This is a genomic window from Shewanella sp. 5_MG-2023, from assembly GCF_030547465.1.
Classification (GTDB): Bacteria; Pseudomonadota; Gammaproteobacteria; order Enterobacterales; family Shewanellaceae; genus Shewanella.
Map to the genome: position 1 here is coordinate 123,646 of NZ_JAUORC010000010.1, position 14,335 is coordinate 137,980.

General features: G+C 42.9%; 6 protein-coding genes. 1 reads left to right on the plus strand and 5 read right to left on the minus strand.

What is annotated here, in order from left to right:
- Positions 1-19: 19 nt before the first annotated feature.
- Positions 20-2,617 carry a bifunctional aconitate hydratase 2/2-methylisocitrate dehydratase gene (gene acnB, locus Q4557_RS07805; protein WP_303411910.1) on the minus strand — a complete coding sequence of 866 codons (2,598 nt, stop codon included), beginning with the start codon at positions 2,615-2,617 and terminating at the stop codon, positions 20-22.
- Positions 2,618-3,053: 436 nt separating this feature from the next.
- On the opposite strand from acnB, the gene hxpB reads away from it, so the two are divergent.
- Positions 3,054-3,716, plus strand: a complete 663-nt coding sequence (gene hxpB / locus Q4557_RS07810; protein WP_303411912.1) for a hexitol phosphatase HxpB — start codon at positions 3,054-3,056, stop codon at positions 3,714-3,716.
- Positions 3,717-3,798: 82 nt separating this feature from the next.
- Here the strand turns inward: hxpB and Q4557_RS07815 are convergent, their stop codons facing one another.
- The 4 genes from Q4557_RS07815 to aceF all read right to left on the minus strand — a co-directional run bounded on the left by Q4557_RS07815 (position 3,799) and on the right by aceF (position 14,328).
- Positions 3,799-6,012, minus strand: a complete 2,214-nt coding sequence (locus Q4557_RS07815) for a patatin-like phospholipase family protein (protein WP_102440027.1) — start codon at positions 6,010-6,012, stop codon at positions 3,799-3,801.
- A 107-nt stretch (positions 6,013-6,119) separates the two neighbouring features.
- A complete protein-coding gene (locus tag Q4557_RS07820; protein ID WP_303411916.1) occupies positions 6,120-10,562 on the minus strand; it encodes an EAL domain-containing protein in 4,443 nt (1,480 codons plus the stop codon).
- 194 nt (positions 10,563-10,756) lie between these two features.
- Complete coding sequence (lpdA, locus tag Q4557_RS07825) at positions 10,757-12,187, minus strand: dihydrolipoyl dehydrogenase (RefSeq protein WP_102440029.1); 1,431 nt, start codon at positions 12,185-12,187, stop codon at positions 10,757-10,759.
- 158 nt (positions 12,188-12,345) lie between these two features.
- Positions 12,346-14,328: a dihydrolipoyllysine-residue acetyltransferase gene (gene aceF, locus Q4557_RS07830; protein ID WP_303411918.1), complete on the minus strand. Its 1,983-nt coding sequence runs from the start codon at positions 14,326-14,328 to the stop codon at positions 12,346-12,348.
- Positions 14,329-14,335: the final 7 nt, after the last annotated feature.

Consider the following 14,335-nt stretch of genomic DNA (forward strand, 5'->3'; position numbering starts at 1 on the left):
GATTGTTACTTTTTAAAGATTACACTGCAGCTTGAAAAATCACGCTGTCAGCTTTCTTAGTGTAAGAATCAATTTGATCAAAGTTCAAGTAACGGTAAGTATCAGCTGCAGTTGCATCTAATTCTTGAGCGTATTGTTGATACTCTGCTGGTGACGGTAGACGGCCTAACAATGCCGCTACTGCTGCTAACTCAGCTGAAGCTAAGTACACATTTGCACCTGTACCTAAACGGTTAGGGAAGTTACGTGTTGACGTTGAAACAACGGTCGCACCTTCAGCAACACGTGCTTGGTTACCCATACACAGTGAACAACCTGGGATTTCAATACGCGCACCAACACGGCCAAAGATCGCGTAGTAACCTTCTTCAGTTAACTGGTCTTTATCCATCTTAGTTGGCGGTGCAATCCATAAGCGAGTCGGCAAGGTCGTGGCAAACTTCTCTAGCATTTTACCGGTTGCGCGGAAATGACCAATGTTAGTCATACAAGAACCAACGAACACTTCGTCAATTTTTGTTTCTGCAACTGATGATAGTAATACCGCATCATCTGGATCGTTTGGCGCACAAAGAATTGGCTCTTTGATATCGTTCAAATCGATTTCAATAATTTCAGCATATTCAGCATCTGCATCTGCTTCCATTAGCTCTGGGTTTGCTAACCACTCTTGCATCGCTGTAATACGACGCTCGATGGTACGGCGGTCACCATAACCTTCAGAAATCATCCACTTCAACATCACGATGTTAGAGTTTAGGTATTCAATGATTGGCTCTTTATCTAGCTTAATCGTACAACCTGCAGCACTTCGTTCTGCTGATGCATCAGATAATTCGAATGCTTGTTCAACTTTAAGTTGCTCAAGACCTTCAATTTCTAATACGCGGCCAGAGAAAGCGTTAATTTTGCCTTTCTTCTCTACCGTTAACAGACCCATTTCAATGGCTTTAAGCGGGATAGAATGAACTAGGTCACGTAAGGTGATACCTGGTTGCATTTCACCTTTAAAGCGCACCAAAATTGATTCAGGCATATCAAGAGGCATAACACCTGTTGCAGCAGCAAATGCTACTAGGCCAGAACCGGCTGGGAATGAAATACCGATTGGGAAACGGGTATGTGAATCACCACCAGTACCAACGGTATCAGGTAGTAACATACGGTTTAACCAAGAGTGAATAACCCCGTCACCTGGACGCAGTGCAACACCGCCACGATTCATGATGAAATCAGGTAAGGTGTGGTGAGTGTTCACATCAATAGGTTTAGGATAAGCCGCAGTGTGGCAGAAAGACTGCATGGTTAAATCGGCGCTAAAGCCTAAACATGCTAAATCTTTCAGTTCGTCACGGGTCATTGGGCCTGTGGTGTCTTGTGAACCAACTGAAGTCATTTTAGGTTCGCAGTATTGACCTGGGCGAATACCTTTAACACCACATGCTTTACCAACCATTTTTTGTGCCAGCGTAAAGCCTTTATTGGTTGCAACCACATCTTGTGGGCGAACAAACACTTCAGAAGCCGCAAGGCCTAATGTTTCACGGGCACGGTCAGTTAACCCGCGGCCAATGATCAATGGAATACGGCCACCAGCACGTACTTCATCAAGCAGTACCTCGGTTTTTAGCTCGAACGTAGAGATAACTTCATCGCTACCGTTACGCTTAACGACGCCTTCGTATGGATAGATGTCGATAACATCGCCCATGTTCATCTTGTCTACGTTAAGCTCGATTGGTAGCGCGCCTGCATCTTCCATGGTGTTGAAAAAGATAGGGGCAATTTTACCACCTAAGCAGAAACCACCTGCACGCTTGTTTGGCGCATAAGGGATATCATCGCCCATGAACCATAGTACTGAGTTAGTCGCTGATTTACGTGAAGAGCCGGTACCAACAACATCACCCACATAAACAAGCGGGTAACCTTTGCCTTTAAGGGCTTCGATTTCTTTAACTGGACCAACAGTGCCAGCAACATCAGGTACAATACCGTCACGGGCATTTTTCAGCATCGCTAAAGCATGTAATGGGATGTCTGGACGAGACCATGCATCAGGAGCCGGAGACAAGTCATCTGTGTTTGTCTCGCCTGATACTTTAAATACGGTCAAGGTGATCTTTTCAGCTAATTTAGGACGGTTTAAGAACCATTCTGCTTCGGCCCAAGACTCAACAACTTGCTTAGCAAAAGCATTACCTTTTTGCATTTTTTCTACCACGTCGTGGTAGGCATCAAACATCAACAAGGTGTTTGATAACGCAGTAACCGCGATTGGCGCAAGTGCATCATTATCTAATTGAGCGATAAGCGGTTCAATGTTGTAACCGCCCTGCATGGTACCTAATAGCTCGGTAGCACGCTCAGCTGAAAGGATGGGTGACGATACAGTGCCTTGAGCCACTGCATCTAAGAATGCTGCTTTTACGTAGGCAGCTTCATCAACACCTGGGGGAATACGATTCTCTAATAAGTCAAGAATCACGGCCTCTTCACCAGCAGGCGGCGTCTCAACTAACTTCACTAATTCAGCCACTTGTTGTGCATCTAATGGCTTAGGGACAACACCCTCTGCAGCACGTTCTGCGACGTGTTTACGATATGCTTCTAGCACGGCAACATTCCTCTTTGTTATTGCGCCTAACAGCGAAACTGAACGTCATTCAATATAGAGAATGACCATTCCACAGGTTCGGGCTTGAAATCCGACCCGTAGTATACTACAGGTTTGCAAAAGTATGAATTAGATCACACTCTATCGGAGGCGAAATCTATCTGAATTTTGAGTTCGATGGCTAATTTACAGCTCACTTTAAACAAATAAAATTAGACGATAGTTTAAAATATTATAAAAAATGATTTAATTCAATATATTAAGTAATACATACAATTTAAACTTAACCGAGTCTACTTCAGCAAATTGTCGCTATTTTTTTGCAATTATTTTGACTGTTAGGCATAGTTATTTGGCTAATATTAATCACTTGCACCCACCAACATACTTATTCAACCCTATTGCTTAGATATTCAAAACAGTAAACAGGACTATTATGACATTGATAAAAATTAACGCGGTTATTTTTGATATGGATGGGGTCATTATTGATACCGAGCCCGCTTGGCAACGAGTCGAGGTGGCAGTATTAAGTCAATTGGGTGTGCCTATCACTCTTGCTGATGCCGAAAAAACCACCGGCATGAGAATTGATCTTCTGGTCCACTATTGGTATCAAAAATACCCTTGGCCTGAGTATGATAATCAAGCGGTTTCCCAACAAATTATTGATGGGGTTATTCACTTTATTGAAACTGAAGGCAAGCCGATGCAGGGGGTAGTGGCAGCATTACAAGCTTGTCAGCAGCAAGGGCTAAAAATTGGCTTAGCTACCTCATCGTCCAGTGACTTAATTGCTGCAGTAATGAATAAACTGGCTATTAGGGATTATTTTGAGGCCATAGCCTCTGCCGAAAAGCTGCAATATGGCAAACCCCACCCTGAGGTTTATTTAAATTGTGCCACGGCCTTAGGCGTTGAGCCCGCAACGTGCTTAGCTATTGAAGACTCATTTAATGGCCTGATCGCAGCAAGAGCGGCAAGCATGCAAACGGTGGCAATCCCTGCGACTGAATTCGCCGGTCAGTCTCGCTGGCAAGTGGCTCACCACCAGCTAGCACATTTAGATCAGCTTAAATCATTGATTGAAAATATCTAGTAGTAGTGTCTTGCTAACATCTGCCATAAAAAAAGCTGCCTTATCTAAAGATACGGCAGCTTTTTATATTCAAACTGAACAATTAAAAGTTTTTACCTAAAAATAAGTAAAACGATTGCTCGCCAGTATCTGTCAAACCAAAGCCAAGTGCGGCAGGACCCCAGCTGGTATCAGTGCCTAAATATAAGCTACCTGCATAGATAAGGTCATCAAAGTCCACTGCATCACGATTAGTCCACACATTACCCGCTTCAAAGCTAGTACCTATGTATAACGGCACATCACTGAGTAACACATCTCGGCCTAAATCATATTGATAAATCAAGGCGCCAAAGGCTTTATGGGCACCTGCCAATGCGCCTTTATGAAAACCTGACAGATTTAAAAAGCCACCGAGCTCTGCTACATGTAAAGTAAAATCACGGTCCACATCAACGGTGGCTAAAGCGACTTTACCTACAATGGCATGGTTACCTAGCTTAAGCGCCCCTTTCCAATCCGCTTCAAACTGCCAAGATAGTTCATCAGAGTCATTAATAACCGCGCCTTTATAATCTTCATTTCTTACCGAGGCCGTAAACGTTAACCGCTGCCCTTCTGTAGGGAAACTAATGCTATTTAAGGTGTCAAAACTAAAGGAAAAATAGCCGCCATAAGAGCCATATTCAAGATCTTGGGCAGAAACGGCTTTATTACTTAAATCACCTATTTCACCCACTGCGCCAATCTCAATTAATCCAGCGTGGGAATAGTTATAACCCACTCCAAATGCCAATTGATTTAGGGTGTTTTTAAGCTCAAAGACTCGGTTGTTATCATCATAATAATCCCAGTTTTTGATCTCGAATTCGTATTTAGAACGAATGTAGAAGTCTTGGTCTCTGTCTAATGGCTGATAAAATTCTGAGCTAACTCGCTTGTCGTAACCTAACTGAACTTCGTTACGCCACTCACCGCCATTATCAGTCAGCTCACCCATGGTATAAGCCAGACTAAGGGTAATGGCTGAATCTAAGGTAAAGTCATCTTCCCAGTTAAAACCGGCGTCAAAATAATTTGGCCCCCAGGATTTGGCATGGGTGGTCACTGTTAATATGCGTCCAGCTTCTGTGTCTTCAAACTCGGCATCAACACGCTGAAACTTATTAAGGGAATAAAGCCGTTTTATGCCCTCGTCTAAGGCTTCTTTGGTGATTACTGTGCCTTTTTTAAGAGCTAACTCTTCATCTAACAGGCTTTCACTCACTCTAGATTGATTATCAAATACAATCTTAATCACTGGACGGTTAACTTGATTAACTAGTAGTAATTTGGCGCGTTGTTTATTGTCTTGATAGGCCTGATATTCTTCAGCGCTGACACTTAAATGTGTCAACATTGGCAGCGCTGCTTCGCCCGCCACTGTGCCGGCAGCTAATGCGTCAGGCATGATATCAAAGTCAGTGGTGCTCATGTCATCAATCGCAGGACGGATCAGCACATCATCATCGGTTAATAATGTTTTTTGATGCTCTGTGGTGGCTTTGGTCAAAATGGTTGAAAGCTGCTCCAACACCGCAATCGTGCCATTAAGTTGCTCTTTGCTGGCCAATGGTGAGCCAATATCAATGGCAATGACCACATCTGCGCCCATGGCTTTAATGACATCGACAGGCATGTTATTTGAGATGCCACCATCAACCAGTAGCTTGCCGTCTATTTCAGCCGGTTGTAATGCCCCGGGTACCGTTGCAGAGGCTTGCATGGCTTTAACGATACTGCCTTGAGCTAATACCACTGCATGACTAGTAACTAGATCAGTTGCCACAGCGCGATAAGGAATAGCTAGATCATCAAAATCGCCAAATTGCTCTACCACATCAGTTGATGAACGTAATAGTTGCGACATGGTTTGGCCAAGTAATAAGCCACTGGGGACGGCTAAGCCGCCATCTTTATAACCTACGTTAATGGGGATATTAAATTTGTCGCGGTGTTGTTTATCGCGGTAAGTAAGTACTTCTCGAGGAATGGTATCTGAGTAGCCATCAGCCCAAGGGGAGTTAAGCATAATGTGTTCGATTTCTGCGGCGCTATAACCTAAGGCATACATGCCGCCGACGTAGGAGCCGATACTGGTACCAGTAATATAATCAACCGGAATGCGATGCTGCTCTAACACCTTAAGCACCCCAATATGCGCCGCGCCTTTTGCGCCGCCACCACTTAATACTAATCCCACTGACTGGCGTTCTTTAGCCATTAAGTTGTGTGAAAATAAACTGAGTAGTAACAGCAGTGCAATCTTACGGCCCATATAAAGCATCCTATCTTTAATCATGATCTACCGCGTCATTCTAACAGAGAAAACTCACATGAATAAAACCTTTATAACTTACTGTTAACCATGCGAACTTCGCTTTATTACAGCTTTTTCCCAATCCCGATAAACTTATCCAGCTCAGCCTTTGGCATAGGTTTGGCAAAGAAATACCCTTGGATGATATAACAACCTCGGCTAAAAACTTGCTCCATTTGTGCGTGAGACTCTATCCCTTCTGCGACCACCTGTAATTTTAGGTTTCTTGCCAGTTCAATAATACTGCTCACAATGGCTTGATCAGCTTCATTAGTAGCAATATCAATTAAGAAGGAGCGATCGATTTTTAAGGTATTCACCTCAAAGCTTCTTAAATACGCCAGTGATGAATAACCGGTGCCAAAATCATCGATGGCCACCTCAATACCAAGCTGCTTAAGCTGGGTTAAATGCGATCTTGCCACCTGCAGCTCTTTCATCAACACCCCTTCGGTAATTTCCATAGCAAGGCACTTTGCCGGCATACCAGTATCGGCTAAGGTCGCTTTTAAATTCTCAATAAAATCAACTTGTCTAAACTGCACTGCAGACACATTGACTGACAGCTGAAAAGGCTGGTCGTAAAGGGCATGCCATCTTGCACCATCGATACAGGCTTGGCGCAGCACCCAGCGATCTATATCAATAATTAATCCACAAGATTCAGCCACCTTGATAAAGATATCTGGCCGAATAAAGCCCTCGATAGGGTGACGCCAGCGGAGCAGCGCTTCCATCCCTACAAATTTATCACCTTGGAGTATGTCTACCTGAGGTTGGTAATAAAGCTCAAAGTCGTTATTTTCGATGGCGCTACGTAAGTCAGCTTCAATTTTCAAATGATATTGCGCTTCAGCATTGCGCTCAGCAGAGTAATATTGAAAGTTACCTCGGCCTTCTTCTTTGGCGTGATACATGGCTAAATCAGCATTTTTAATTAAGGTTTCAGAATCTTGGCTATCTTCAGGCCACATGCTGATACCAATACTGGTTGAAACAAAAAACTCACGGCCAAATAATTTAAACGGCGTAGCAAACCTTTGTAAAATTTGCTCAGCAATCAAATTTATCTGATCAATAGAATCAGCATTTCGAACCAATATGACAAACTCATCACCACCAAAACGGCAAACCAGATGATCATCACCAACACTATTTTTTAAGCGTTGAGCCGCTTCAACGAGTAAAGCATCCCCCATGCTATGACCATAAGAGTCATTGACGTGCTTAAAGCGATCTAAATCCAAAAACAATAATGCTAACTTTTCATTAGTGTGGCTAGCTTGCTCAATAATCTGTTGTAACTGACGAGTAAACATCGCTCGATTAGCAAGGCCTGTAAGCACGTCATTATTGGCTAAGTGCCGTAAATTAGACTCGTATTGTTTTCGCTGGGTAATATCTGAAAACACCACCACATAGTGCTGTGAGATATCGCGCTTATCAGACATTTTAGAGATATTAGCCCAAACAGGAAAATGTTCATTATTCCCCCGTTTAAAGCTTAACTCGCCATTCCATGAGCGGCTATTTTGCAATAAATCATCGATATTTTTGGAGCCATGATCCACATACAATAATGACTCAAACCCCCTTCCATCAAGTGCTTCATGCTTGCTGGTAAAGATAGTTGCAGCTGCGGTATTTAGTAATTTCACCCGCTTGCGACTATCAAGAATTAACATGCCTTCTGAGGTGTTTTCAAATGCCTTGGCAAACAAATCAATTTCATTTTGAAGCTCACGTTGCTCAGACACCTCAGTATAAATACCGGCAACTTGCTCTAATTGCCCTGTAGTCTGATTGCGGGTAACTGCGCGGCCTCTGATGCGCAGCCAACCAATAGCCTCTTCACCACGGTGATACCTAAATTCTACATCAATGGTTTCTTTATCGCCCTTTAACAAAGCTCGCCATTGCTGCTGGAGGTTATCTTTATCGGCGGCAACAATCGGTATATCAGGCACGAGATAAGATAACTTTCTTCTCTCACCCAACAGACCCGATTTATTATCAAATTGGATTTGGTTAGTGCTAGCTTGCCACTCCCATAAATCTGAATCGCTACCGCGCAGTGATTGACGTAATTTGTCTTCACTTTCCCTTAATGCCTGATTAATACCAATAACACGGTTTATTTGTTTTTTACGAAGCCATAAAGAGGTAAATACCCCAAAAAGAATGGCAAAAAGCACTAAGGCTTTAAACCACTGTGACGCCCACCAAAATTGTTCAACCTTAAAACTAAATTGAAACGGACTGCTTGCCCACACCCCATGCTGTTTATGCAATAGCTCTAGGGTATATTTACCCGCTTTTAAGTCAGCAATATTAATCTGAGTTTGGCCTTGCAGATAAATATACTGGCTATCTAAGCTATTATGCTCATGAAGCAAACGGTACTTTAAGCTGATTGGCGTTTCATTCACGTAGTCGAAAGTGGTTATTTGAAAACTGATTAAGTTAGCCCCAGGGCGCACTAAGTTAAAGGATTCAGGTATCAAGTGATACTCTGTATTGTCCTCATAGTAAATCGCAATGGACTCAAGGGCGATATCATCATTACTTACTCGAGGTGCAAGCTTATCAATATCAACTAACATCGCCCCATTAGGGCCGCCAATATATAAGCCTGCATTAGGGTCATAATAAGCTGCTGACTCATTAAACTCATTACCAATAAATCCATCGCTAGTAAAAAATACATCAATGGCTTTTGTCTGTTTATTTTGTCTAATGACCGAAGAGCTGCAGCCAACCAAATGATCTTTTTCAGTTTGCTCGATAAAGTAAATCGTCGGGCAATCAACATGCCAATAGTCACTCATGGATGAAATCTCATGGGTTTGGGTGTCAAAAACAATGACCCCATTTTGGCGAGTCCCTAACCACAGGGTTGTATTATCAACTTGGTGGATATTAGTAATCATAATATCCTTGTGGTTAATGCCTAACGCTGCGTTTAATGAAGTGACATTATTATTGCTATCTATATAGCCAAATAGACCTGCGCCACCGATCCACAGACGATCATGATTTTCACGGAAAAAACTTCGAATGTTCACTGAGTGGGATAGAAGAATATGCTCTGTCGGTGACACAGTGACGATATTGTCTAACCCTGGCTGCCAATAGTAAACATCATTATCTGCTCCCCACCAAACCCTGCCGCTAAACAGTGGGTCTGCATAGGAGTTAAATAATAATTTACCTTTTAGCGAGTCACTTGATGCAGCAAAATGGCTAAAATCAACTTGCTGATCAGTTTGTTTATTAATGACAAACAGTCCACTGGTTGTTGTTACCACAATATGCTGATTATCAAGCTCATTAACGCCGTAAATTGAATCTCTCGCTTCAAAGCCTGCAGGGATAAGATATTTTGAAGTCTTGGTTGATTTATCAACAATGGTCAAGCCACCATCACCGCCGAGCCAAACTTTATCTTGCTCGGCATAAATACTCCAAATCATGTCATCTTCAATTTGATAAGTTGATGAATGAGTGTAACTTTCCAATAAAAATTCAGGAGCTATTGCCAGTAACGCTAAACCTTCGCCTGCGCCGCCAAGCCAAATTAAACCATCGTCATCAACAGCCATATCGTCGATATAATCAACGTCAGCATCATTTTTTAATTCCTCTTTATATGAAATTGCCTTCGATGATTGCTTATCCCATGAAAATAGCCCACTTCTGGTATTAAGCCACAAATGACCACGACTACCTTCAACCGCGCCACGAATATCAAAAGGAAGCGCTGTGGTAGCAGTCATCCGATAGCTTTGAAGGGTTAGCTCATATAAGCCTTTGTTACTTAAGATCCAAATACGCTGTTCAGCATCTACAAATAGCTTTTTAATCAACATATTATCTATAGGTCGCTTAACTTGTTTTATCAATTCGCCCCAGGCATTTTTTATCACAACTTCATAGGCGGATGAGTAAATATAGCGGCCATCACTTAGCTGATTAACACTATTCCATTGCAATGTCTTATCCAATTCTTGGGCTGTTAGCGCTGAGATTGACAATGAATTCACATCAAACTCAAGCACCTGACCTAAACGGGTAAGCAGAATTAAGTTACCATTATCTAGACGTGTTTCGTCAACAATAGAATCATCACTAGTTATGAGGCCGGCAATAATGTCATCTGAAAAACGATTGAGTTTAATATCGTAGAGGTAAAGCGATGTGCCAGAAGCGACTAGAAGGCGCTGAGAAGTCACCTTAGCGATAAGATGAATGTTTTCTGCAGCTAATGCATTATCACTATCAGGTTGATCAATGCGGCGGGTAACAGTATCGCTAACACGAAATACTCCCTGCTCAGTTGCCAGCCAAACATAGCCATAATCATCAAATGCAATGTCATTGATAGTGTAATTAACCAGGCCATCTTTGATATTAAATAAACGTTGGACAAGATCGTCAGCCACGCTTGGAAAGCTGCAACTAAGGGTAAGAACGACCAAGGTGAGAAACGATTTAATGCCTTTTATCATTATGACTGGGTTACTCTTTTATTGATTTTATTATGCTAAGCGCTTCTATGTGAACCTAAATGGCTTTATGCCTGCAACAACAAAAACAATTAAATTTAATACTATATTTGAATATATCACCTAAAAGTAAATTTAGAGCAAAAAAAAGCACCTCGAAAGGTGCTTTGATACAAATTGCTACAAATAACTACATGTTACTTTTTCTTTTTTGCCTTCGGGTTTGGCAAATCAGTAATTGAACCTTCATAAACTTCAGCCGCAAGACCTACAGATTCATGTAACGTTGGGTGAGCATGGATGGTTAAGGCTAAATCTTCAGCATCACAACCCATTTCAATTGCTAGGCCGATTTCGCCAAGTAATTCACCGCCATTAACACCAACGATAGCACCACCGATAACGCGATGAGTTTCTTTATCGAAGATGAGCTTGGTCATACCGTCACTTGCATCAGAAGCAATTGCGCGGCCACTTGCAGCCCATGGGAATGATGCAGTTTCATAGGCTACGCCCTGCTCTTTGGCTTCTTTCTCAGTAAGACCAACCCACGCGACTTCAGGGTCTGTGTATGCAATTGAAGGAATAACTTTAGGGTCAAAGAAGTGCTTAAGACCAGAAATAACTTCAGCAGCAACATGACCTTCATGCACACCTTTGTGCGCAAGCATTGGTTGGCCAACGATATCACCGATAGCGAAGATATTAGGTACGTTAGTACGCATTTGCTTATCAACATTGATAAAGCCACGCTCATCTACATTTACGCCAGCTTTTTCAGCGTCTAGGCCTTTTCCGTTTGGTGTACGACCAATAGCAACTAATACTGCGTCGTAACGAACTGGCTCAGATGGGGCTTTCTTACCTTCCATAGAAACATAAATGCCGTCTTCTTTCGCTTCAACTGCAGTTACTTTGGTTTCTAAGATTAAGTTAAACTTCTTCTTAATCTTTTTAGTATAAATTCGAACGATATCTTTATCAGCAGCAGGAATAACTTGGTCGAACATTTCAACTACGTCAATTTGGCTACCTAAAGACGAGTAAACCGTACCCATTTCTAGGCCGATAATACCGCCGCCCATCACTAATAACTTTTCAGGAACTTCTTTCAGTTCTAAAGCATCAGTTGAATCCCAAATACGTGGGTCTTCATGTGGGATAAATGGCAGTTTAATTGGACGAGAACCCGCTGCAATAATGGCATTGTCAAAGTTAACCACTGTTACAGTGCCATCTTCAGCTGTCACTTCCATTGTATTTGGGCTAGTGAATTTACCTAAACCATTTACCACATCAACTTTACGCATTTTAGACATTCCGCCTAAACCGCCAGTCAGTTGACCTACTACTTTTTCTTTAAAGCCGCGTAACTTGTCTAAATCAATTTTAGGCTCACCAAAAACAACACCGTGATCGGCAACGGCTTTAGCTTCTTCAATGACTTTAGAGACGTGTAAAAGTGCTTTTGATGGGATACAACCCACGTTCAAACATACACCACCAAGGGTGCTAAAACGTTCTACAATCACAGTCTCTAGACCTAAATCTGCAGCGCGGAAAGCTGCTGAATAACCTGCTGGGCCGGCACCTAGTACTACTACCTGAGTTTTGATTTCGTTACTCATGTTTTCCTCTATTTTATCTATCGTTGGCGGAAAAACCGTCCAAACTGCAAAATGTGGTCAAATCTTGTAAGGTGGCCGCATTTTACCCTTTGTTTGATACTGATCACAATCCTAGTGATAAGAATAAAAAGGCCGCTCAATATGAGCAGCCTTTTTGTTTACAAAATTAGCGTACGAATATCGCTAAGAATGCTTGATAATGTCACGCTAAATCTGGCAGCCATTGCCCCATCAATCACACGGTGGTCGTATGATAACGATAGTGGCAACATCAACTTAGGTTCAAAATCAGTGCCATTCCACTTCGGCTTCATTTCTGATTTTGATACCCCAAGAATAGCCACATCAGGATAGTTAACGATTGGGGTAAATGCTGTACCACCAATGCCACCTAAACTAGAGATAGTAAAACAGCTACCTTGCATGTCTGCTGACTTCAGCTTGCCATCACGGGCACGAATTGAAATATCCGTTAACTCACGAGAAAGCTCTACAATGCCTTTCTTATCGACATCACGAACCACTGGCACCATTAATCCGTTTGGCGTATCAACCGCTACACCAATATGGAAATATTTCTTCTGGATTAACGACTCGCCATCAGGGCTTAAACTTGAGTTAAATACAGGGAATTCTGCCAGTGTTTTCGCCACGGCTTTCATCATAAATACTAACGGAGTAATTTTGTAATCCGCTTTCTTCTTAGCTGCAAGTGTATTTTGTTGTTTACGGAATGCTTCTAATTCAGTGATATCAGCTTCATCAAATTGAGTCACATGTGGAATCGTCACCCAGTTACGATGCAAGTTAGGCCCAGAGATTTTCTGGATACGGCTTAATGGCACTTCTTCCACTTCACCAAACTTACTGAAATCAACTTTAGGCGCTGCAATCACATTCAAGCCACCCGCGCCACCAGCAACCGCTGTGGCAGCACTCGCTTTAGGTCGGCTAAGTTCATATTTAATGAAGGCTTGAACGTCTTCTTTCAGAATACGTCCTTTACGGCCAGAGCCTTTCACTTGGGTTAAATCAGCGCCAAATTCGCGCGCTAAGCGGCGAACTGCAGGTGATGCATGTACAGCACCGGTTTTAGGTTGGCTACCAGCACTTGGATGATGCGGCACAGGCGGCTTACTTGCTGGCGCAGCGGTAACTGGTGCTGGTGTTGCTGCAGTAACTGCAGGAGCACTAGCTGCCGGAGCGGCTTGCAATGGAGCTGCAGGTGCGGTTGATTGCGTCTCAACCGTAGCAATAATGCTACCTTGAGATACTTTATCGCCAACATTAACCGTTAAACCAACCAGTTTTCCGGCAAATGGCGCTGGTACTTCCATGGTGGCTTTATCGGTTTCTAAGGTAATTAAACCTGTATCCACGTCAAGCATATCGCCAACAGCAACTAGCACTTCAATCACATCTACATCAGAGGCATCACCAATATCTGGTACTGCAACTTCTTTAACTTCAACAACCGATGTTGCAGGAGCAGAGCTAGCTGCAGGCGCTGATACTGCTTCAGCAACAGGCGCACTAGCACTAGTGCCTACTTCAAGCATCAGCACTAAAGAGCCTTGTGAAACCTTGTCGCCAACGTTCACTTTAAGTTCTTTCACCACACCTGCGGTTGGCGCAGGCACTTCCATGGTTGCTTTATCAGTTTCTAAGGTAATAAGCCCTGTGTCAGCTTCAATGGTTTCACCCACACTCACTAACACTTCGATAATATCAACATTATCAGCATCACCAATATCAGGCACATGCACTTCAATAACTTCAGTGCCACCCGCAACGGTTGCTGGCGCTTCTGCTACTGGAGCCGCGGTTTGAGCAGCAGCGGCTTGAACAGGCGCCGCTACCGGTGCAGCCACTTCAGCTGCAGGCGCTGGCGCATCGCCAGCCGCTTCTACAGAAAGTACCGCAATTAGCGAGCCTTCAGAAACGCTATCGCCCACAGCCACTTTCAGCTCAACTAATTTCCCAGCAAAGGGTGCTGGAATATCCATAGTCGCTTTATCCGTTTCAACTGTGATGATTGATGCTTCTTTTTCAAGCACTTCACCAATCTCAGCACAGATCTCAATAACCTGCACAGCATCAGTATCAAGGTTAGGAACCAAAACTTCTTTTAATTCAGCCATTTTGTTT

Bases quoted from the DNA above. Each gene is read 5' to 3' on its own strand.
- hxpB (WP_303411912.1), top strand. From the start codon at position 3,054: ATGACATTGATAAAAATTAACGCGGTTATTTTTGATATGGATGGGGTC.
- Q4557_RS07815 (WP_102440027.1), bottom strand. From the start codon at position 6,012: ATGGGCCGTAAGATTGCACTGCTGTTACTACTCAGTTTATTTTCACAC.
- Q4557_RS07820 (WP_303411916.1), bottom strand. From the start codon at position 10,562: ATGATAAAAGGCATTAAATCGTTTCTCACCTTGGTCGTTCTTACCCTT.
- lpdA (WP_102440029.1), bottom strand. From the start codon at position 12,187: ATGAGTAACGAAATCAAAACTCAGGTAGTAGTACTAGGTGCCGGCCCA.
- aceF (WP_303411918.1), bottom strand. From the start codon at position 14,328: ATGGCTGAATTAAAAGAAGTTTTGGTTCCTAACCTTGATACTGATGCT.